The sequence below is a fragment of the Tessaracoccus lapidicaptus genome (assembly GCF_001693815.1).
Classification (GTDB): Bacteria; Actinomycetota; Actinomycetes; order Propionibacteriales; family Propionibacteriaceae; genus Arachnia; species Arachnia lapidicapta.
In genome coordinates, this window is record NZ_MBQD01000002.1 from 86953 (window position 1) to 107435 (window position 20483).

The window sequence follows — 20483 nt, forward strand, 5'->3', positions numbered from 1 at the left end:
GCTCGGTTGAGCCTGCGGCGGGGGTGGGGGAGTGGGGTTGAGCCTGCACCGGGTGTCGACGACCCATTCGGGACATTTGATCGTTAAAGACTCTGGCGACACCAGAACCGGGCTCAACCGAGAGTTCGGCAGGGGCTGCCAGCGGCGGGCGACCAGCCCACGGCGTCGACGCGGCGCACGGGCGGGCGGCCGCTGAATCAGCGCAGCGAAGCGCGCACCTCGGCGCCGCGCAGCGGCTTCCCGAACGGCTCCTCAGGGGCGGGCGAGACCACCACCCTATACCCCAGGGGGTACTGGCCGCGGGTGGGCGTGGAAGTTCCGACGGTCGGCGCCGGCCATCCCGCGCAGCACCTCGTCGCCGGCCCGCGCGATCGCCGTCGGATCTCCGACGACGATGAGCCGGTCCGTCGCCCGCGACAGCCCCACGTACATGCGCTCCCGGAACCGCTCCCGTGTCCCGTCTTCGTTCACGCACAAGACGACGGCGCGGCGCTCCAAGCCCTTGAAGCCGAGCACGTGGCCGTAGAACACGAGGTCGTCGTCCCAGAACGACTCCCAGTATCCGTCCTGCCCGTCCATCTCCTGCCGGCTGCGTTGCTCCGGATGCCGCCTGCCGGTGGTGAGCAGCGCCACATGCCCGGGCGCCCAGCCCTCGTCGAGCAGAGCCTCGACCTTGTCGTCGGCCACGTCGTCGGCGTCGTCGGGAGCGGCGGGGACGAAGACGACGTCGGGCCCGTTGCCGCCCTCCAGACGCATCCGCAGCGGCGCCAGCGGCCGGAACACCTCGGCGATCTGCCGGGTGTTGCGCAGGTTATGGTCCAGCACCAGGGGGACCAGCGGCACCGGGGGACGTCCGAAGCGCTGGAAGATCCGCTGGTTCTCATCGGAGTAGAGAAACAACCCGCCCTCCTGCTCATCCTTGAGCGCGGACACCAGAGGCCGCCACCACGACTCCGCGAAGTCCTGCGCCTCGTCGACGACGAACGAGTCGAACCGCTGGCCCGGCGGCAGTTCCGCGGCGCGGTCAGCCATGATCCGCGGCAACTCGTGCTCCCAGAAGTCCGGCTCGTCGCGCGACCCCGACGCGATCCCCCACAGGTTCGCCAGCCCCTCGAAGGTCCCGACGAACGCCGGGCGGTGCTTCCGCGGCCACCCCGCTACCTCACGCCGGAAGTAGCTCGCCAGGCCGATCGAATAACACAGCAGCGCCACCCGCTCAGGCGCGCGCCCACCCTGCCCGCGGCTCAGCTGCTTGGCCTGCGTCAACGCCAGCACTGTCTTGCCGCTGCCGGCCCCGCCGCGCACCTCGATGCGGCGCAGCAGCCGGGTGACGTCCAGGATCAGCGCCTGCTCCTGCGTCAGCCGGTCGGCGCGGGCGTGCCGCTCGTCGGCCTGGTCTTCCACCGTCGGCGCCGCGTCGACCCCGCGTCCGGTGAGGATCTCGACGATGAGCTGGCAGTCGTCGAGCGACGGTGCCAGGCGGTTGGTCTCGAACCGCAGCGGGACGTCGGCCAGCCGGGTCGCGAGCGTCGGCATGTCCTCGCGACCGTGCACCATCCAGCGGGGGCAGTCGGGGAGGTCGAAGTCGTCGCCGAGGGTGAGGAACGGGGTCACGACGGTGTGCGCGAATCGCACCCGGCCGCGGGAGCTGTCCGCCCACCGTCGATCAGACTCGACGTAGTCGCGGATCGCGTACCGGGCGTCGCGCGCCTGGGCCACCGGATCCACCGTCTCGCGCCTCCCTTCGCGCTCCATGAACCACCGACCGTCGCGACACCCGATGCCGGCGCCCTTCACCTCGACGACCACCACCCCGGCCCCGGGCATCACCACCACCAGGTCGGCCTCGTAGTCCTTGGCCGCGTCCGTGAGGCGGTGGTTCGCGATGAGGGTGTCCTCGGGGCGGAGAGCGTCGCGCAGCCTGGTCCACACGAACTCCTCCGACGAGGTGGTGAAGCGTGGTTCGTCAGGGATCAGCGTCGGCGCCATGGGGCCACGGTAACGGGCGCGGGCGTCACCGCACAGGGTGGCGGGTCACCGTCGCGTAGGCCCAGCCGACGTTGAAGGACGGGTCGCCCGCGAAGTCCGCGTCCACCGAGCCGCTCAGCGCGTCGTAGTCCACCACCAGCGACGACTCCAGCAGGATCGCCGACCCGCCGCGCACCCAGAACCCGGTCGTGGCCGGGCCCGGCGCCGCGCTCACGAAGCTCCCGTCGCTCGCGCCCAGGAACCCGCCCTCGGCCGACGCCGCCGCGATGGGCCGGGTGTCGGCCACCACCTGCGGCGCCGGATCGCTCCACAGCTGCCACAGCGTGAGCCGCGCCTCGACCTCGACGGCGGCCCGCGGCCGCGGGAAGAACCACGCCGCGACGCCGGCGCCGTCCGCAGCCACGTCCAGGTGGCCGTTGACCGTCATCCGGGACTGGACGTCGACCAGCACGTCGTGGTCGGTCGGGTTCTGCCACACCGTGTAGAAGGAGACCTTCTCCGTGGCATGCGCGCGGATGGCGTCGGCCTCCTCGCGGACCCGGTACCGCGCCCAGGTGACGCCCGGGCGTCGACGCTCCTCGACGAGGTTGTCGGAGCTGGCCCAGGACCGGATGAAGTCGGCCTCGAGCAGCAGGTCGGTGTCGGGACCCAGCAGGTCCGGGTGGTCGAGCAGGTCCTGCCGCCAGGAGTCGACCATGCCGGCCAGTCGCTGGGCCCGGTCGGACGCCGCGTCGACAGTCAGGCGCCGCACCTCCTCGGAGAACCGCTCCATCTCCGCGGCGTGCTGGCGGCGCAACTCGCCCAACCGCAGCGCGTCGTGGCCCAGCTTCCAGGCCGTCGACGCGGCCATGCGCTTCAACTCGTCGTGGACCTCCGCCACACGACGTTCGTCCAGTTGTGCCCGTCCCTCGGCGGCGAGGGCCTCGACGGCGGCGACCATGGCCTCGAGGTGTGACGTATCCCGTCCCTCCATCCACCCATTGTCGCCCCGGAGGTGACGGCCCGGAGGTGTAACCTCGGATCACGCAGGAGGCCCGCTGCAGCGCCCCGTTTCGGCGCGTCGGCGCCCTGTCGGCCCCGGCGCCCACGTCCCATGAGGAGGGCACGATGAGGCAGAGTTCGTGGCTGCGCCGGGCGATGGCGACCGTCGTCGCCCTGCTGCTGGCGGTTCTGGTGGCGGGGTGTTCCAGCTCGGACCAGTCGACGGACATGCCAGGCGTGGAGCCCGCGCCGGCGCAGGACGGCGGCGGCAAGGCGTTCCCGGAGGAGGGCACCGAGGGCGGCGACGGCGACGAGGGCCGCCTGGTCATCCGCACCAAGACGCTGCGGCTCGAGGTCGAGAGCACGGCCGACGCCGTGACCGAGATCCGCGACCTCACCCGCACCCACGACGGCACCGTCACCGACATGCAGGTGGCCACCGACACCGACGAATGGCTCTACCGCTACGACGAACGCGGTAACCTCACCGGCGACGGCACCGCCCTGCGGGGCTGGGTGACCGTGCGCATCCCCACCGACGAGTACGAGGACTTCGTCGCCGAGGTCGGGGAACTGGGGACCATCAAGTTCCAGTCGGAGGCCACCGACGACGTGACGCAGGAGCACGTCGACCTGTCCGCCAGGCTGGCCAACATGCGCGCCCAGGAGGAGCGCCTGCGGGAGTTCTTCGACGCGGCCAAGAACGTCACCGAGATGCTGGCCATCGAGAAGGAACTCGGCCGCGTGCGCGGGGAGATCGAGTCGCTCGACGCGCAGGTCACGCTGTTGGAGCGCCAAGCGGCGATGGCGACCGTCGCCGTCGAACTCGTCGAGCCGCGGGCCGTGGTCAGGCCCGAGGGGGAGTCGTGGGGGTTTGTGCAGGCCCTGACCGACGGCGTTCGTGGCGCCGCGCAACTGGTGTCGGTGGCGCTGACGGTGCTCATCGCCTCCTCGCCGCTGTGGTTGGCGGCGCTCATCCTGTTCTTCCCGATCCGGGCGCTCGTGCGCCGGCGCCGCGCCGCCGACACGACGACCACCGCACCTACCCCGCCGACCCCTCCAGATAGCGAATGACCGCCAGCACCCGGCGGTGATCGTCGGCGGTCAGCGGCAGCCCGAGCGCGTCGTAGATGTGCGAGGTGTGCTGTACGACCGCCTTTTCGGTCAGCACCAGCTCCGCGGCGATCCCCGCGTTGGATCGACCCTCCGCCATCAGCGCCAGCACCTCCCGCTGCCGCCGCGTCAGCCGTCGCACCGGCCCGCCGGTGTGCTCCGCCCGGCTGAGCATCAGGCCGACGACCTCGGGGTCCAGGACGGTGCCGCCGTCGGCGACGCGGCGCAGGTCCGCCAGGAACGTCGAGATGTCCGCGATGCGCTGCTTGAGCAGGTAACCCACGCCCGCGCCGTCGCCGCCCAACAGCTCGATGGCGTAGCGCCGCTGCACGTACTGCGACAGCACCACCACCGCGACACCGCCCTGCCGGATCCGCAGCGCGGCTCGAAGGCCCTCGTCGGTGAACGTCGGCGGCATGCGGATGTCGGTGATCACGAGGTCCGGAGCGAGGTCGACGACGGCGTCGAGCAGGGACGCGGCGTCGCCGACGCCGGCCGCGACGTCGACTCCGCCCTCCTCCAGCACGAGCGTCAGCCCCTGCCGGAGCAGGAGCTCGTCCTCGGCGATGACTACGCGCACGGCACCTCCACCCGCAGTCTGGTCCCGCCACCCTGCGGGCTGGTCACGGTCAGCCGGCCTCCGACGGTCTCGACCCTGTCGCGCAGGCCACCGATCCCTGAGCCCGGCCGCGGTGCGGCGCCTCCCGCGCCGTCGTCGGCCACCTCCACGACGAGGTCCGCGCCGGAGCGCTCGATGGTCACCCACGCCGTCGAGGCGCGGCCGTGTTTGACGGCGTTGGTCAGCCCTTCGGAGACCGCGAAGTAGGCCGTCAGCGCGACGGCGGGCGGCAGGTCCTCCGGGACGGCTGCGGCGTCGAACCGGGTGGGCAGCGGCATGCGGTCCGTGAGGTCCTCGACGGCGAGCGCCAGGCCGCGCTCCTCCAGCGCCGATGGCATGACCTGTCTGGCCAGCCGCCGCAGCTCGGCGGCCGCCTCGTCGATCCCGTGCCGGAGCGTGGTGGCCTCGGTGCTGAGGCGGTGCCCGTCGGCGCCGGCCGCCGCCGCGTTGGCCAGGCGTTGCGCCTCGACGGCGAGCAGGACGAGCCGGACCTGGAGCCCGTCATGCAGGTCGCGGGCGATGGCCGTGCGGACGGCGTCGGCGGCCTCGACGAGCCGTGACCGCGACCGGAGCAGCGCCGCCCGGCTGGCCCGCAGCGCGGCGGTGAGCCGCTCGCCCTCGATGGCCAGCGCAACGACGCCCGCCGCCTCCTGCGCGGCGCGGGCCGTGGTGGCGCGTGGGTCGAAGAGGATGGCGCCCAGCAGGTCGCCGCCGGAGCGGATGTGGACGGCGTCGCGGTCCGGGGAGCCGGGGGCGGGGACGTCGGTCCGTTCACCGGCTGTGTCGACGAACTCCTGCCGCTCCGGGACCCAGTACGTGATCCGGACGCTGGGGTCGCCGAGGGCCCGGGTCAGCGCCTGCGCCACCGGCGGCCGATCCGTCCCCGCCGACAGCCAGGCAGCCAGCGCCTGCGCCTCCGCCGTCGGGGCGAAGCTGCCCAGCAGCGACGCGGCGAGGAACGCCAGCGGCACCCCGGCGATGGCCGCCATCTGCAGCATCCACACCTGGAGGGGGTCCATGCCCAGCAGGCCGCGGAGGATGAGCGTCGACGTCGGGATCAGCCCGGCGACGGCCAGGCCGTAGCCGTAGAGGGGGATGAGCGTGCGGCGCTTGGCCGGGCTGGCGAGCAGGAGCCGGTAGAGCAGGACGCCGGCCACGGTCACCATCACGACGGTGCCGACCGCCGACTGCGCACCAGCCCACCACTGCCCCTGCTCCGCGGGCAGCAGGGCGCGGGGGAGCTGGAGGACCACCGAGTTCACGTAGGCGGCCGCGACGATCGCGCGCGGCAGGCGGTGCCGGAGCCGGCCGCCGGGAAAGGCCAGCAGCAGGTGGACGATCACCGCCAGGATCCAGGTGCCGGCGACCGCGCCGACCTCGGTGAATCCGGGCAGTTCGGTGTTGCCCACGCCCGCCACCAGCAGGGCGAGCCCGCCGAGCATGATGAGCGCGCCCATGAGGGAGCCGGGGCGGCGCCACCAGGCGAGCGCGCCGGCCGCGACGTACACGAAGGCCGCCGCAGGGTAGGCCAGCGTCAGGGGGTGGAAGCCGGGAACGGCGGCCAGCAGGGCGGCCTCGAGGCCGGCCGCCGCGGAACCCGCGACCAGGACGGCCGCCAGGGCAGCGCGCAGCGAGTCCACGAGCTGCGGTCGGATGTCGCGCGGGCGGAGCCCCACCGTCGTCCCCCTTCGTCCGCGCTCACAGTATCGTCGCCCACCGCGATGCGCCCCGGGCTGAGGCCGATAGGCGACCTAGGTCCATGGTGCGCACGGGGCGGGGTTGCGACGCTGGAACCAGCGCCTCAGACGTGAGGATGTCGGGGGCGGCGTCGCGGGGTGGGATGCGCCGGATTGGCTGGTCCGAACCCCGGGCGAGGCCGGCCGAGCACGGGGCGCGTGGCGAGTAGCCCCGGTGGGGGTACCGGGGCGCTCGTCGGCAGCGCCTGTCACAGTTGAGGGGGGACGCCAGCACCGCGGGACGGCTAGCGTGAGCGTGACCAGGGGGGCGCGGATGCGATCGAGAGTCGTCGCGGTCGGCGGGATGGTGGCGTTGGCCGTCGGGGTTGCGCGCGTCGTGGGGCGCATGCGCCGCCGCCGACCCGCCGTCGAGAAAGTGGCGGAGGAGCTGCGTACGCCGTTGCTCTACCTTCTTCCCGTGGCGCCCTCCGGTCGGCCGCCCCGCCGGAGGCCATGGCTCGAGCGGCTCGCCAATCGAGCGATCGCGCGACGCGGGGCGCACCCGCAGACCTTCGCGGCGGGCGATGTCGCGGCCGGTCAGCCGGGCGTCGGCGGCTTCGTCTACCGCCCGGCGGGGCGGCCGGCCGGCGCCGTGCTGTGGATCCACGGTGGGGGGATGATCACCGGGGTTCGCGGCGATCAACCACACCGCTGCGACGCGGATGGCGCGGGAGTTGGGGCTTGTCGTCGCGACGGTCGACTACCGCCTGGCGCCCGAGCACCCGTTCCCCGCCGCCCTCGACGACTGCATGACCGCCCTGCGGTGGCTGCACGACAACGCGGCTCGGTTCGGGGTCGACCCGGCCCGGATCGCGGTGGGCGGGGAGAGCGCGGGCGGAGGCCTGGCGGCGATGGTCGCGCAGCGCGCGCACGACGAGGGTCTGCCCGTGGCCTCCCAGGTGCTCGTCTACCCGATGCTCGACGACCGCACCGCGCTGCGCGACCCCGGCCACCGCGGCGAGTTCGTGTGGACGCCGTCGTACAACCGGCAGGCGTGGGAGTGGTTCCTCGGCCATCCGGTGCGCCAGGAGGAGTCGCGGCCCTATGCGGCGGCCGCGCGTCGCGGGGACCTGACCGGCCTGCCGCCGGCGTGGATCGGCGTCGGGGAGCTCGACCTCTTCCACGACGAGGACGTCGACTATGCCCGCCGCCTCGAGGAGGCTGGCGTTCAGGTGGAGCCGGTCGTCGTGCCCGGGATGGCGCACGTGATGGACATGCTGCCGGCGCCGTCGATGCGGGCGTTCCGGGACTCGTGGCTGCGGGCGCTGCGGGCCGGGCTGGCCGACTGAACTCGGGGGCTCAGCGCGACTGCTCCGACTTCAGCCGCGCCTCCTCCTCAAGGACCTTGCGATGCGTTTCCCGCTCGCGGACGAGCCACTCCGGCGGGTCGGCGATGAGCTCCCCGATCTGGTCGGCCGTCAGCGCCTCCGTGATGCCGCCGCGCACCAGCCCGGAGCGCGAGATGCCCAACTTCTGCGCCATGACCTCCTTGGGGAACGGCCCGTTGCGGCGCAGGTCCGTGAGCCATGCCGGGGGGTCCGCGCGCAGCGCGTCCAGCTCCGCCCGCGTGATCGGCGTCGTCTGGAACTCCTCAGGTGCCGCCGGCAGGTAGATGCCCAGCTTGGCGGCGGCCGTGACCGGCTTCATCGTTTGGCTCATGCCCTGAGCGTAGCCCGGTGGGGTAGCCTGCGCGCGTGACCACCTCCCCCTCCGGCGACCGTCTCCGCGTCGGCGCCGTACCCGGCGTGACGCTGACCAAGTGGCGGCGGATCTGGGAGGAGCGGTTCCCCCGGGTGACCCTGGACGTCCTCGAGGTGGACGAGGCGGACCAGCGCCGCATCCTCGCAGAGGATGCCGTGGACATGTGCTTCGTCCGGTTGCCCGTCGACCAGGAGGGTCTGCACGCCATCCCGCTGTACGACGAGGTGATGGTGGCCTGGGCGTCGAAGGAGCATCCGGTCTCGGTCCTCGACGAGGTCACCCTCGCCGACTTGGCGGGGGAGACGGTGGTCGACGCGGTGACGGCGGAGTCGGTGGACGTCGCGGCACACTCCGGCGCGACGGTGCTGCTCGTGCCGATGTCCATCGCCCGGTCGCACAGTCGCCGCGACATGGCCTACCGCCTGGTGACCGACGCGCCGCCGTCGACGGTGGCGCTCGCGTGGCGGACCGACAGCGACAACGAGTGGGTGGACGAGTTCATCGGTGTGGTCCGGGGGCGGACGGTGAACAGCTCGCGCACGGCGCGGGAGCGCGGTGACGAGCCCGCGGCTGCGAAGCCGGCCCCGGCGCGAAAGGCGGCGGCGAAGGTGTCGCGCGCGGCGCCGAGGCGGCGCGCGCGCCGCCGTTGATCGGCAGGGTCCTGCACTTTTCTTCCTGTGGAGCTTCTTGCGTGCATATGCACAGATAAGGCTCCACAGGAAGAAAAGTGCAGGACCCCAGAGTCTCAGCCTGGCGTGACGATGTTCGCGATGAAGAAGTAGAGCCAGAACGCGACGGTGAGCCCGCTCGCGACGAGTCCGACCCACACCGGCCAGTGCCGATCGCGACGCCGCAAGGCGTACACCGCCAAAGCGAGCCCGACCAGCGAGATCGAGATCGATGCCAGAGGCAGCAGTTGCGAGTTGGACACCGTCACCTCGCCGTCGTCGCCCGAGGCGCGGTGCGGCTCAACACCAGCGGATAGGCCAGCGCGGCGAGCGACACCAGGCCGAAGCCGAAGGAGGACCATGCCGCGAGCCGGACACCCTTCGTACCGCATACCCAAACTGCCACCTGCTGCTCTGAACGGCGCATGTCGTCCTGGAGGGCCGCCGCCGTAACGATAGCGGCGGGGCGCTCCACCGCGGCACATGACCCTCTTCAGGGCCGCGGCCCTCGGCTCAGCCCTGTCCGAGCGACGGCGGGCCGAGCGTGGCGGCGATCAAGCGGCCCCTGTCGCAGGCCGACATGCCCACGAACATCCCCCACATCGCTCTGGCAAGGCCGGGGGCTGTCGAGTCTCGGGACATGAAGTCGCGCTGCGCTGACGCCGGCAGCCGGCCGAACGCGTCGAACAGGCCCAACGTCCCCGCGACGTCGAGCCGCAGCAGCGCCCGCAGCCCCATCTCCCGGAACACGTCCGCGGGACCCCGCGCGTCCACCGCCCGCGGTGCCCGCCCGGCCGCGAGCTCGGCGGCGAGCGACCCCGCCCGGGCCATGGAATGCGCCACCGAATACCCGGTCACGAGGTTCCCGCCGCGCCCGGCGGTCCCGGCAGCGAGCACGCCGGCCGGCGCCGGGCGCGCGCGCCCGCGCATCGGGATCCGCACGACTTCCCGCTCGAGCGGGTGGTCGACGGCGGCCTCGGCCATGCCGCGTGCGAGGAGCCGCCGTCGCAGGCGGGCCTTCAGTTCGGGGATGGGCAGGCCGGGTGCGGCCGCCAGGCAGGTCTCCTCGAGCAGGACGGTGCCGTCGCCGAGCGGGATGGCGTAGAGGAAGGTCGGTGTCTCGCCTGCCTCGTCGCCCGCCCAGTCTGTCCGCCAGTCCATCAGCAGCCCGGTCGCGCCCTGGAGCGCGGGGGCCGCGTCGTCGGCCGGGACGACGATACCGAAGGCGGTCTGCGCCGGCGAGGGGTCGCCCGGGACGATGCCGTCGGGCCGCGCGCCCCGCGCGTCGACGACGACCCGCGCCTCCGCGCGCAGCGCCGCGACGCCGTCGTCATCGAGCCTCTCTCGCCGTACGGCCACGCCGTCGAGGGGGAGTGCGGCCTGGAGGGCGGGGTTGTCGAGGACGAGGTAGTCGCGGGGGAGGCGGTAGACGCCGTGGGCGCGGAGCTCGGGGCGCGCGACCCGCGACCGGATCACCGACGGCGGGAGGTCGCCCAGTTCGTCGGCCCAGATGCCGTACGTGGGCGACCACACCGCGTCGGGCCGCGGGTCCACGGCCAGCACGAGCAGGCCCTGCGCCGCGGCGCGCGACGCCAGCGCCCGCCCGGCGGGGCCCAGCCCGACCACCGCGACGTCGAAGCGGGACGAAGCACTCACGCCGCCCATCGTCCCATGGGATTGAGCAGATGGCACGGCTCAACGATCGCGGCACGCTCGGCTCACGCGCGACGCCATCCGCGAGTGGTGCCATCTGCTCAACCCCCACCGGCCCGACCGGCCCGCGGCACGGCGGGGAACCACCCCGCGTCACGTCACAGCTTGAAGCGCACCATGTTGTTGAACACCCAGGTGTCGGCGCGGTAGTACCGCCACGTGCCGTCGGGGTTGCGCACCGCGTGCACCACGCCCAGCGACAGGATGTAGCTGCGGCAGCCGCCGTAGCCGGTGGTCGCGGTGTCGCACTCCGTCTTCCATTGCCGGCCGCCGGAGTAGAACACCTTGCCGCCGGAGTCATTGGCGAGCGGGTTGCTGCCCCACTGCGCGCGCGTCATGTACGGCAGGTAGGTGAGGTTGTTGAAGACCCACGTGTTGGTCTTCACGTACCGCCCGCCGGTGTACGTGACCGCGGTGGCCCAGATGTCGGTGCGGCAGCGAATGGTCTGCGAGTACGGCTCGCAGGTCGTGCGCCACTCGCGTCCGTTGACCTGGTGGTAGCCGGGCGTGCTGTAGACGTCGACCGGCGTCTTCCACGGCATCGCGGGCACCGACGCCGGGGCCGCGAACACGCTGGCCTTCAGCGCGGCGAACGTCTGCCGTCGCTGCTCCGTCTTCACCGTGAGCGACGTCGACGCCGCGGCCGCCTGGCTGGTGTTGGCGTAGCTGAACCCGGACCAGCCGAGCCCAAGCGACGTGACCGCCTGCGCCTGCCGCACCGAGTTGGGGATGGTGTTGAGGTACAAGGCGGCGCCGGAGATCATGTGCCGGCCGGTCTCGTTGCGCACCCGCACCAGGAACTGGTTCCAGGACGTGAACATGGCGGCCTGGGCCGCGTCGTGCTGGCGCTTGTAGTTCATCAGCACGACGGCGTCGATGAGCTTGGCCTTCGTCCACCCGTACCAGTCCTGCAGCACCGCGGCGTAGGGGGCGCTGGCCTGCCAGCTGAGGGTCGCGGACGGCCCGTCGCCGTAGGAGATGGCGTTGACCGACAGCACGACGGAGGTGTCCGCCGCCGCGACCGTCTGGCTGATCCGGCGCACGACGTTGGTGACCTGGTCGCGACGCCACTGCGAGAACTGCTGGTCCGACGGCAGCGGCGTGTCGGTGCGGCCGGTCGCGGCACGGAACCGCTGCAGCGAGGTGGCGGAGTAGCCCCAGTCGTTGCCCGCGATGGTGCCGGTGCGGTCGGGGTAGCGGATGTAGTCGAGGTTGATGCCGTCGACGTCGTAGTTGCGCACGATCGAGTTGGCGCCCGCGACGATGTAGTCGACGGCGGCGGGGTTGGCGAGGTCGACGTAGGAGTTGCTTCCGGACAGCTCACCGCCGTCGTAGCGCTTGTCGAGCCAGCGGTTCGCCCCGGTGGCGGACGGGCCGTGCGTGTTGTAGACGTGCGCCGGGTCGGCCGGTGGGGTGGTGCTGTTCCACAGGGTGCCGACGTTGAACCAGGCGTGCACGCGCAGCCCCGCCGCGTGCGCCTGCCGGATCACCTCGGCGAGGGGATCGAACGGCGCGGGCGTGGCGATGGTCGAGCTGCGCGGATAGGTGGACTTGGTGCAGAAGCAGTCGAAGCGCCGCACCGACTGCACCAGGAGGGTGTTGACGTTGGCCGCCTTCGCGTCGGCCACCACCTGGGCGATCTGCTGCGGCGACGACAGGCCCGGGTTGAACGCGTCGACCCACAGCGAGCGCCACTGCGACACCGGCGCCGCCGCGGCCGGATTCGGTTGGAAGGCGACGACGGCGAGCAGCGCCGCGATCGCCAGGGTGATGATCTTCCTCATGGTGTCCTCCCACCGGGTATCCGATGGTCAGGGGAAGAGCGCTGCGGCGGGCGCGGGCGGGGCGGGCGTCGGGGCTGCTCGAGAGCCACCGGACTAGCTACTTTACGCCTGAGCGCCTCGCACCGGAAGGGGCTCGACGGTTTGGCGTCCGGGCCCGCGGGGTATCGCCCCACTATGTCTCCTGACCAGAAGTTCGCCGACGGCTCGGAGCCCGAGTCGGTCGACCAGACCCGCGACAAGGCCGCGACCGCGCCCCACCCGGAGGATCCCCGCAAGCCCGACTCGCCGTCGGATCTCGCGAAGCCGTCGTGGCGGTATGCGCTGCGCCGGGCGCTGTCGGAGTTCTCCAAGGACCACGTCACTGACCTGGCGGCCAGCCTCACGTACTTCGCCGTCCTGTCGCTGTTCCCGATGCTGCTGGCGCTCGTGTCGCTGCTGGGCGTGTTCGGGCGCGGCGAACAGACGGTCGAGGGCATCAACCGCTGGATCGAGACCTACGCGCCGGCCGAGCTCTCCGCGCTGCTGAGCGACACCATCACCGGACTTGCGGGCCAGACCGGAGCCGGGCTCGCGCTCGTCACGGGCCTGGCGGGCGCGCTATGGGCCGCGTCGGGCTACGTCGGAGCGTTCTCGCGCGCGATGAACCGCATCTACGAGGTGGAGGAGGGGCGGCCGATCTGGAAGCACAAGCCCCAGATGCTCGCCCTGACGTTTGTGCTGGTCCTCCTCATGGCGGTCATCGTGTTCGCGCTCCTGCTGTCCGGGGACCTGGCCGACACCGTCGGCGCGTTCATCGGCCTGGCCGACACCACCGTCCTGCTGTGGAACATCGCCAAGTGGCCGGTGGTCGTCGCGCTGGCTGTCCTCGCCGTCGCGCTCCTGTACTACTTCACGCCCAACGTGCGGCAGCCGAGGTTCCGCTGGATCAGCGTCGGCGCGGTGGTGGCGCTCGTGGTGTCGGCGCTGGCGGTCGCGGCGTTCTCGGTCTACGTGGCGAACTTCGCGTCGTACAACGCCACCTACGGGATCATCGGCTCGGTCATCGTCATGCTGCTGGGCCTGTGGATCATCAACAACGTCCTGTTGTTCGGCGCGGAGATCGACGCCGAGATCGAGCGCGGTCGGCAGCTGCAGGGCGGCATCGAGGCCGAGGAGACGATCAAGCTCCCGCCCCGCGACACCCGCGCGTCCGAGAAGCTCGCCGACAAGCACGCAGCGTTGGTGGATCGCGGCCGCGAACTGCGCCTCGAGCACGGGCGGGATCACTCGCGCGACGAGGCCTGAGCACTCAGGCTGCCGGGCCCTGACCGAGGGCCTCGAGGGTGAGGCGGCTGAGGTCGTCGACGGTGTAGCCGGGCCAGCCGTGCAGGGATGCGCGCCACTCCGCCGGTACGTGGGAGGCGCCCCACACCGCCCCGGCGAGGGATCCCGCGATGGCCGCGACCGTGTCCGTGTCTGCTCCGCCGCGCACGGCGCGCTCGAGGGCGTCGCGGAGATCGGCCGCGCCGGTCACGGCCGCGAGCGCCGCCTGGAACGCCCGGACCACCCAGCCGTTCTGGGCGTGGAAGTCGCGGGGATGGGCACCGGGTGCCGTCGCGTCGTCGATGAGGGGGGCCCAGCGGCGGCGACGCTGCTCCGGCACGAAGGGGAGCCCGACACGCGGGTCGAGCTCCCCGGTCAGGACCGCGTGCCGGATGGCCAGCGACCACAGCACGACGGCGTCGACGTTGTCGTCCTCCCAGTGCGTGAGCTGCGCGATGCGGGCGGCGGCGTCGACCAGATCTCGCTCCGCGCCCTGCGCCAGGTAGGCCAGCGCGACGGGGCCGGTACGCATGAGCGAGCCGTTGCCGCCGCTCCGCCCGGCGGCGTCATGCACGGCGCGCGCCCGGCCCCGCATGAAGTCCTCCGTGACGGCGGCCGGGCCGGTCGCCTCGATGCCCGCCAGGACGGCACGGGTCTGGGCGCCCACGTCGCGCGCGTCGCGCGACCACTCCCACCACCGGCGGACGATGTGGGCGAGGACCTCGGGGTCGCGGAGGGAGTCGCCGCGGGCGATGGCCTCGAGGATCGGCATCGCCATGGACGTGTCGTCGGTCCACTCACCAGGGGCGTGGCCGAAGGTGCCGACGCCGAAAGCGGGCGTGACCTCGTCGGACAGGGGCGGACCGAACTCGTACGGCGCGCCGAGGGCGTCGCCGGCGGCCGAAGCGACCACGACCCCCGCTGCCCGATCCGCGACCCGGCCGTCAGCGCCGAGCGGCACGGATCCGGGCGTGGCGTCCGAGGCGGGGAGCCGCTCCAGGAACGACGCCGGCAGCGCGACGTTCCCCGGCGCCCCGGCGAACAGCGGCGCGACGTCGTCGGGCGTGTACCCCGCGATCCCGCACCCGATCTCCGTGACCAGGAACACCTCGTTGCGGTGCGCGGCGGCGTAGGCCAGGAAGTCCGCGACCTCGCGCGCCAGCACGTCGAGCCCGCTCATGGAGTCGACGGCGTAGCTGCGGCCCTGCGGACCGTGGCCCTGTCCCCAGACCGCGCCGAACCGGTCCATCGCGAACCGCGCGGCACCCCCGCCGTGCGCGCCCGCGGCGTTGGAGCCGAACACGAACACCTCGTCGGGCGCGAGCGACGAGATCCGCGCGGAGGCGACGAGCCGGCCCGCGTCGTCCGGGAAGGTGTTGGGCGTCACTGCGGTCCTCCAGGTATGGGTGGGCTCAGGGGAGGACTCCATTCTCGCCCCGTCGGCCGTGCCCGGATGGGTTTGAGCAGATGGCACGACTCGTGGCCAGGCCGACGCTCAGCCCACGCGGGCCGACCACGTTGAGCAGTGCCATCTGCTCAAACCCATCCGCCCGGCGGCACCGACACGAACCAGCCCAGTCACGACGTCGCGGGGGGCGGCGACGGCGGGTCGTCGGAGGCGTCGAGGCCGGCCGCGGTGCCGTCGTCGGGTACCAGCCGCAGCCGCGGCGCCGGCTGGGGCGCGGGCGGCATCGGCGCGGCCCCCCAGGCGTCGGCCAGGCCCGCCAGCTGGCCCGTCTTCTCGTTGAGCGACTCCCGCTGCGCGTTCGTCAGCCGGTACGACGGCAGCTCGGCGTCCGCGCCGGGCCCGGCCAGGTCGGGGTACGGCGTGCCGCCGGGAGACGCGTCGCGGTAGCTGCGGTTCCACGCCCCCTGCCAGCCCGCCAGGCCCGACGCCGCGGTCCGGAACCGGATCCAGCGGTGGTTGTCCCAGCCGCGGGCGGGCACGACGCCGGGCCGCTCGCCCGCGAACACGTCGACCAGCTTCACCGCGCCCAGTCGGCCGCGCTCGGCGAGGTCGCGCACGACGTCCGGCGGCATCGACAGGTTCATCCCGCCCTCGGACTCGTCGTGGTGGACGGTGACGATGCGGTCGCGGTATCCCGGCATCACCATCTGCGCGGCGTCGACCCACTCACGCGCGGTGTGCACCATGAGCATGCCGAACGACGCCCACGCGCCGAGACCCGCGGTCGGCAGCGGGAACCACGGTCGCTGCAGGCCGCCCGCGTTGGCCGTGGGCAGATAGCTGTTCTGGGACTGGTCCGGCGACTTCTCCCGCCCCGGAGGGAACGGACCGAGGTTGAACGCGAACGTCGGATGCTTGGGCAGCGGCGAGTCGAAGAAGTGCACCGGCAGGTTCGCGCACAGCCCGCCGTCGGTGAACCACACCGGCGAGAACGTCGGTGCCGGGAGTACCGCCAGCGCCTGCTCGACGGTGCCGTCCGGGTTGGCGCGACGCCAGCGCGCGGCCTCGTCCACGGCGCGCCAGTTCGACGGCTGGGTGAAGTCGATGGACCAGAGCCGGACCGCCGCGATGAGGACGGGGAAGCTGAGGGACATGCGAGTCGCGACGATCACCGGCAGGTCGTCGGGGGACGGCCACGGGCGGAGTCGCCCGGCCTGTGCGCGGCGGAGCTGGGTGTCGAAGGGGGTCGCTCGGGTCAGGGGATCGACGCCTGCGGCGTCGGCTTCGAGACTCGCCCGGACGGCTGCGCCGTCGGGCGCGACCTCAGCGAGCGGGGTGGCGTCGGCTTCGAGACTCGCCCGGACGGCTGCGCCGTCGGGCGCGACCTCAGCGAGCGGGGTGCCGTCGGGCGCGACCGCTGCGAGCGGGGTGCTGTCGGGCGCGACCTCAGCGAGCGGGTTCTCCATCCACGCGACCACGTCCTCGGGGAACAGGCGGCGGAACTCGTCGGGGTCGAACCAGAACTCGCCCGTGGTCCACGGCATCGCCATCGGCTGGTGCCGGGTGAGATTGGTCGTCATCACGCGCAGCGTCACGCCGGCGCGGCGCAGGTCCCCGAACGTCAGCGGCGCGTCGCCCGGGCCGCGCCCGGCCAGTGACTGGATCTTCTCGTACAGCCACGGCGTGAGCGCGGTCGCGCCGCCGGCGCCGTCGCCCTCCATGCCCGTGCACATGCCGAAGCCGTCGCCCGCCACCCGCGCAAACGTCCGCAGCGCCCCGACCAGGACCCCCACCGCCGCGCCGATCACGAGCAGCAGCAGCCCACCGACCACTCCCGCGACCGTCGCGACACCCTCGCCCAACAGGCTCACCACCACCAGCACCAACCCCACGAGGGAACCGGCGAGGGCCTCCTTCCAGAAGCTGCCCAGCAGACCCCGCACCAGGGCGCCGACCTTCCCGCCCTCAGCCCCCGCGACAGCGAACAGCAGCCGGAACAGCGGCGCCGCCGTCGCCGTCGGCTGGAAGAACGACGCCAGCGTCGAGTGCCCGTCGGGCCCGACGGCGGCCAGCTCGTCGGGCATCGCGTCGAGCTCCTCGAAGCCCCCGGTCTGCCGTCCGAGTTCCGCGGCGGCAGCGGCGGCCGCCGCGATCGCCCCGGCGGACGCCCCGCCGACCGAGCTCAACCGGTAGGTCTGCGCGAGCTCCGCGACGGCGCGCGGATAGATCACGCCGCTGGTGATGCCGCCCTTCATGACGATGTCGCAGGTCAGCGACGGCGCGGCGTACGGGCTGGGTGTGGTCATCGGGGCTCCTTCGGTCCGAACAGCCGGTCGTGGTAGCTGATCACCACCTGGCGGCACATGGCGCTGTAGGGGGCGTGGTCGTCGACGAAGCGGCTCACCTCGGCGAGGCGCCGCTCGTATTGCGCAAGCAAGGCAGGGTCGTCGGGGTGCCGGGCGACGTTCTCCCTCGCCTCGACGACGGTCTCCAGGTGGGCGACGAGGTCGAGGAGGCGGTCGCGGCGGGCGGCGCGCAGCCCGCGACGCTGCAGCGCGCATACGGCGATGGTCGCCTCGCCCTTCGCGCTGCCGCGCCGGGGCCGGACCCAGCCGTCGTCGACGGTACCCGTGCCCCACACGAACTCCAGGTGCTTCTCGGGATAGTCGAGGTAGGGGTGCAGCAGCAGCCGCTTCTCGCGCTTCTCGCCGCCGGGCGTGGTGGCGCGCGACGCCTCCGACGCCAGCGGGAACGCGTTGGCCTTGCCGGCGGTGCGGGTGTCGTCGGGCAGGTCCTGCTTGCGGGGGCTGTTGCAGTCGGTGCACGACGGCAGCAGGTTGGTCCACTCGCTGGCCAGCCAGTAGTAGCCCGGGGGGACCCGCTTCCCGCCGATGGTCACCTCGCCCTTGGGGCGGTAGTGCTCGATGGCGACCGGCTGGGTCGCGGCGTAGTACGTCTCGCAGTAGGCGCACTTGCCGCCGAACGCCTTCTCCAGCTCCGCCCGGATGTCGGGGTTCTTGTAGACCTTGTAGTCGTCGTACTTCGTGGTGCCGTCCCAGGCCGCGTAGAAGTCGAGGGCGGCCTGGCGCTCGTCGAGGGCCTTCTTCTGCGACAGGCTCGTCGGCGCCGCGGGCCGCTTCACCCGGCGCATCAGTCGCCGCCCGGCAGGTACTGGCGCCACAGGTCGGCCAGCTTGGCGTTCACCTCGGCGCTGGTGGGGGCGGCGGCGTCGCCGGACTCGCGGCGCTGCGCGATGTAGCCGGCGGCCGACGTCAGCAGCAGCCGCTCCCGCTCCGTGGTGCCGAACTGCTCGAGCTCGTCGAGCCGCGCCCGGACGCGGCCGAGGCGCTCAGCCTGCTCCGCCGTCGGATGTTTGAGGCCCATGAGGCGGTAGTAGCTCTCCCACAGCTCGGCCACCTCTGGGTCGTCGGTCGAGCCCAACCCGAAGTGCTCGGAAGTGAGGAGCTGGTCGACGCGCATGCCCGTGACGGGCGGGAGGTCGGAGAGGGAGACGATGTCGCCCTCGCTGTTGCGGCGCATGACGACGACCTCGCCGTCGACGATGCCCCGCAGGCACAGCGGGTCGTGGGTCGTGACGATGAACTGGATACGCGGCATCAGGTTGCGCATCGCGGTGACGATTCGCAGCCGCCACCGCGGGTGGAGATGGGCGCCGATCTCGTCGATCAGCACGATCCCCTCCGCGAGCGCCGACTGCGTCCACAGCCGCATCGTGGAGCGGAGAATGTCGCAGGCCATCACCACCATCGACTGGTAGCCGTCGCTCAGCGTGCCGATGTCCGAGCGGGTGCGGCCCTGCTTGAGGACCACACGGTCGCGGTGGCGGATGAGCTCGGCGTCGTGGTCGAGGGCGAGCATCTCGTGGATGCCGCTGGCGACGTCGTCGTAGGTGTCCTCGTCGAGGGAGAGCAGCCAGGTGGTGGGATCCGTGAGCGGGGCGACGGGGTCGAAGAGGTTGTCGACCCGCACCACGCGGTTGTCGTCGAGGGGCGACGGCGTGCGCGGCAGAAGGCGGGTGGCACCGTAGCCGAGCAGCAGCGCCGGGACCGGTTCGGGGCCGTGGAAGTCCTGCTCGCCCTTCGCCCACTCGAGGCGGAGCGGCTCCTGCCGGCCGGAGAGGTAGACCTCGACGAGGCCCTTGCGGGCGCCGTCGCGGAGGTAGCGGCGGGCGTCGATGCCGAGCTGGCGGCGCTGCTGGCCGCCCATCAACGTCAGCGCGATGGCGTGCAGCACCGAGCTCTTGCCGCAGCCGTTCTCGCCGAGGAGCACCGTCCAGGGGCCGCGGTCGCTGGTGGAGCGGGCGAGGTCGATCTCGAGGTCGCGGACGGGGCGGAAGTTGCGGATGACGACGCGCTCGATCCACTGCGTCGCCTGGTAGTAGTTGCCGCGCTGGGGCGCCGCCATGGCGACGTTGAGGTCGTAGGCGGGGGCGCCCGGCTCGGCGCCGGCCATGGGCGGGAGGTCGGGGCCTTGGGGTCGGGGTGGTGGCGCGGGCGGTGTCGCGGCGTCGGGGGTGCCCGCCCCGGGGGCTGCGCCGTCGGGGGCGGCTGCTGCGTGGGCATCGAGCTGCCGGTGCAGGGCGGCGAACGCCGGGCCAGGGGCGCCCAGCGCGGCGAGCCGGGCCTTGACGAGGAAGTCGCGGTTGAGGGCGAGGATGTCGATGGTGGCGCGGCCGCGGTCGGTCAGGGCCGTGACGGTGCCGTCGGGCTGGTAGCGCAGGTGCTCGTCGGGGTCGTCGTCGAGGGGATCGAGGAGAAGTGGAAGCTCGGCGTCGAGCGGTTGGCGTGCCGCCGCGCGCGGCCCGTCGACGGGGAAGCGCGTCCCGCGGGAGCGGACGCAGTCGGCGCAGGCGGGGTAGAGGTTGTCCCACTCATACGTGAGCCACCAGTAGGCGGTCAGGGCGATGACGCCGTCGGTGCCGACGGCGCCCCACGTGGGTCGGTGGTGGGCGACGACCGCCGCGTCCGGACCCTCCGCCTCCAGCGCGCGCTCGCAGTAGGCGCAGGTGCCGTTCGTCATGCGAAGCAACGAATCCAGGATTTCGGGGTGGTGGAGGACGGGGTCCAATTCAGGGCCGCGGGAGCGCTTCTGCCGCCAGGCGCGCGCGGTCTCCTCCGTGAGCCGCTCCGCGGCGGCGCCGAGAACGTCGGGTTGAGCGGGTCGTCGGAGCCTCATAGGCGCACCCCCTTGTTGGTGGGGATTATTGCGGCGACCGGGCTAGCGGGGAAGAGGCAGGACGGTCTGGAGTGGGATGTGGGCTCCGAGTGGTCCTGTGTGCCGGCAAGTTTCTCGCCGTGGGGCTTTCTCTGTGCATATGCACGGAAGAAGCCCCACAGCGAGAAATGTGACGCGCCGGCGACATGCGACCTAGGTCCATGGCCCGGCCGAGCCGGGGTCCGACATCGTGGTGGCGGGCCCTGCGAGCGACGGGGCAGCGCCACGGCGAGG

General features: G+C 72.8%; 17 protein-coding genes. 4 read left to right on the forward strand and 13 right to left on the reverse strand.

The window, feature by feature from the left end; genetic code table 11:
* Positions 1-276: 276 nt before the first annotated feature.
* Both BCR15_RS01035 and BCR15_RS01040 read right to left on the reverse strand, forming a co-directional pair.
* On the reverse strand, positions 277-1989 hold the full coding sequence (locus tag BCR15_RS01035; RefSeq protein WP_068749578.1) for a nuclease-related domain-containing DEAD/DEAH box helicase: 1713 nt from the start codon (positions 1987-1989) through the stop codon (positions 277-279).
* Positions 1990-2014: 25 nt separating this feature from the next.
* Positions 2015-2962: a hypothetical protein gene (locus BCR15_RS01040; RefSeq protein ID WP_068749579.1), complete on the reverse strand. Its 948-nt coding sequence runs from the start codon at positions 2960-2962 to the stop codon at positions 2015-2017.
* A gap of 134 nt (positions 2963-3096) precedes the next feature.
* On the opposite strand from BCR15_RS01040, the gene BCR15_RS01045 reads away from it, so the two are divergent.
* Positions 3097-4044, forward strand: a complete 948-nt coding sequence (locus BCR15_RS01045; protein ID WP_068749580.1) for a DUF4349 domain-containing protein — start codon at positions 3097-3099, stop codon at positions 4042-4044.
* Here BCR15_RS01045 and BCR15_RS01050 read toward each other — a convergent pair.
* A complete protein-coding gene (locus BCR15_RS01050) occupies positions 4013-4663 on the reverse strand; it encodes a response regulator transcription factor (protein WP_068749581.1) in 651 nt (216 codons plus the stop codon). The two genes, BCR15_RS01045 and BCR15_RS01050, sit on opposite strands and share 32 nt — an antisense overlap.
* Positions 4654-6378: an ATP-binding protein gene (locus BCR15_RS01055; RefSeq protein WP_078919897.1), complete on the reverse strand. Its 1725-nt coding sequence runs from the start codon at positions 6376-6378 to the stop codon at positions 4654-4656. The genes BCR15_RS01050 and BCR15_RS01055 overlap by 10 nt, the downstream gene beginning before the upstream one ends.
* Positions 6379-7112: 734 nt before the next feature.
* On the opposite strand from BCR15_RS01055, the gene BCR15_RS15040 reads away from it, so the two are divergent.
* The gene (locus BCR15_RS15040) at positions 7113-7727 is read left to right on the forward strand and encodes an alpha/beta hydrolase (RefSeq protein ID WP_197971724.1); all 615 of its coding nucleotides are present in this window, start codon (positions 7113-7115) and stop codon (positions 7725-7727) included.
* A 10-nt stretch (positions 7728-7737) separates the two neighbouring features.
* Here the strand turns inward: BCR15_RS15040 and BCR15_RS01065 are convergent, their stop codons facing one another.
* On the reverse strand, positions 7738-8097 hold the full coding sequence (locus BCR15_RS01065) for a DUF5997 family protein (protein ID WP_068749583.1): 360 nt from the start codon (positions 8095-8097) through the stop codon (positions 7738-7740).
* Between the two features lie 35 nt (positions 8098-8132).
* On the opposite strand from BCR15_RS01065, the gene BCR15_RS01070 reads away from it, so the two are divergent.
* Positions 8133-8789, forward strand: coding sequence for a LysR family transcriptional regulator substrate-binding protein (locus tag BCR15_RS01070; RefSeq protein WP_068749584.1), 657 nt, complete (start codon positions 8133-8135; stop codon positions 8787-8789).
* Between the two features lie 95 nt (positions 8790-8884).
* Here the strand turns inward: BCR15_RS01070 and BCR15_RS01075 are convergent, their stop codons facing one another.
* From BCR15_RS01075 to BCR15_RS01090, 4 genes are all read right to left on the reverse strand, one after another.
* Positions 8885-9070: a hypothetical protein gene (locus tag BCR15_RS01075; RefSeq protein WP_141679968.1), complete on the reverse strand. Its 186-nt coding sequence runs from the start codon at positions 9068-9070 to the stop codon at positions 8885-8887.
* Between the two features lie 2 nt (positions 9071-9072).
* Positions 9073-9234, reverse strand: a complete 162-nt coding sequence (locus tag BCR15_RS14820) for a hypothetical protein (protein ID WP_153302388.1) — start codon at positions 9232-9234, stop codon at positions 9073-9075.
* Between the two features lie 86 nt (positions 9235-9320).
* Positions 9321-10463 carry a lycopene cyclase family protein gene (locus BCR15_RS01085; protein ID WP_197971723.1) on the reverse strand — a complete coding sequence of 381 codons (1143 nt, stop codon included), beginning with the start codon at positions 10461-10463 and terminating at the stop codon, positions 9321-9323.
* A gap of 155 nt (positions 10464-10618) precedes the next feature.
* Positions 10619-12304: a glycoside hydrolase family 10-like protein gene (locus BCR15_RS01090; protein WP_068749588.1), complete on the reverse strand. Its 1686-nt coding sequence runs from the start codon at positions 12302-12304 to the stop codon at positions 10619-10621.
* A 174-nt stretch (positions 12305-12478) separates the two neighbouring features.
* Here BCR15_RS01090 and BCR15_RS01095 point away from each other — a divergent pair, with 174 nt between their 5' ends.
* The gene (locus BCR15_RS01095; RefSeq protein ID WP_068749589.1) at positions 12479-13588 is read left to right on the forward strand and encodes a YihY/virulence factor BrkB family protein; all 1110 of its coding nucleotides are present in this window, start codon (positions 12479-12481) and stop codon (positions 13586-13588) included.
* Between the two features lie 4 nt (positions 13589-13592).
* Here the strand turns inward: BCR15_RS01095 and BCR15_RS01100 are convergent, their stop codons facing one another.
* The 4 genes from BCR15_RS01100 to BCR15_RS01115 form a co-directional block, all read right to left on the reverse strand.
* Positions 13593-14993, reverse strand: a complete 1401-nt coding sequence (locus tag BCR15_RS01100; protein WP_068749590.1) for an A1S_2505 family phage non-structural protein — start codon at positions 14991-14993, stop codon at positions 13593-13595.
* A gap of 191 nt (positions 14994-15184) precedes the next feature.
* Positions 15185-17320: a patatin-like phospholipase family protein gene (locus BCR15_RS01105; RefSeq protein ID WP_068749591.1), complete on the reverse strand. Its 2136-nt coding sequence runs from the start codon at positions 17318-17320 to the stop codon at positions 15185-15187.
* Positions 17317-18165 (reverse strand): HNH endonuclease family protein, encoded by an 849-nt coding sequence (locus BCR15_RS14825; RefSeq protein ID WP_068749592.1) that lies wholly within the window; start codon positions 18163-18165, stop codon positions 17317-17319. The genes BCR15_RS01105 and BCR15_RS14825 overlap by 4 nt, the downstream gene beginning before the upstream one ends.
* The gene (locus BCR15_RS01115) at positions 18165-20210 is read right to left on the reverse strand and encodes an AAA family ATPase (protein ID WP_078919895.1); all 2046 of its coding nucleotides are present in this window, start codon (positions 20208-20210) and stop codon (positions 18165-18167) included. The genes BCR15_RS14825 and BCR15_RS01115 overlap by 1 nt, the downstream gene beginning before the upstream one ends.
* Positions 20211-20483 lie beyond the last annotated feature (273 nt).

Coding starts and splice junctions, on each gene's coding strand:
- BCR15_RS01035 (WP_068749578.1), bottom strand. CDS start 1,989: ATGGCGCCGACGCTGATCCCTGACGAACCACGCTTCACCACCTCGTCG.
- BCR15_RS01040 (WP_068749579.1), bottom strand. CDS start 2,962: ATGGAGGGACGGGATACGTCACACCTCGAGGCCATGGTCGCCGCCGTC.
- BCR15_RS01045 (WP_068749580.1), top strand. CDS start 3,097: ATGAGGCAGAGTTCGTGGCTGCGCCGGGCGATGGCGACCGTCGTCGCC.
- BCR15_RS01065 (WP_068749583.1), bottom strand. CDS start 8,097: ATGAGCCAAACGATGAAGCCGGTCACGGCCGCCGCCAAGCTGGGCATC.
- BCR15_RS14820 (WP_153302388.1), bottom strand. CDS start 9,234: ATGCGCCGTTCAGAGCAGCAGGTGGCAGTTTGGGTATGCGGTACGAAG.
- BCR15_RS01090 (WP_068749588.1), bottom strand. CDS start 12,304: ATGAGGAAGATCATCACCCTGGCGATCGCGGCGCTGCTCGCCGTCGTC.
- BCR15_RS01095 (WP_068749589.1), top strand. CDS start 12,479: ATGTCTCCTGACCAGAAGTTCGCCGACGGCTCGGAGCCCGAGTCGGTC.
- BCR15_RS01105 (WP_068749591.1), bottom strand. CDS start 17,320: ATGACCACACCCAGCCCGTACGCCGCGCCGTCGCTGACCTGCGACATC.
- BCR15_RS14825 (WP_068749592.1), bottom strand. CDS start 18,165: ATGCGCCGGGTGAAGCGGCCCGCGGCGCCGACGAGCCTGTCGCAGAAG.
- BCR15_RS01115 (WP_078919895.1), bottom strand. CDS start 20,210: ATGAGGCTCCGACGACCCGCTCAACCCGACGTTCTCGGCGCCGCCGCG.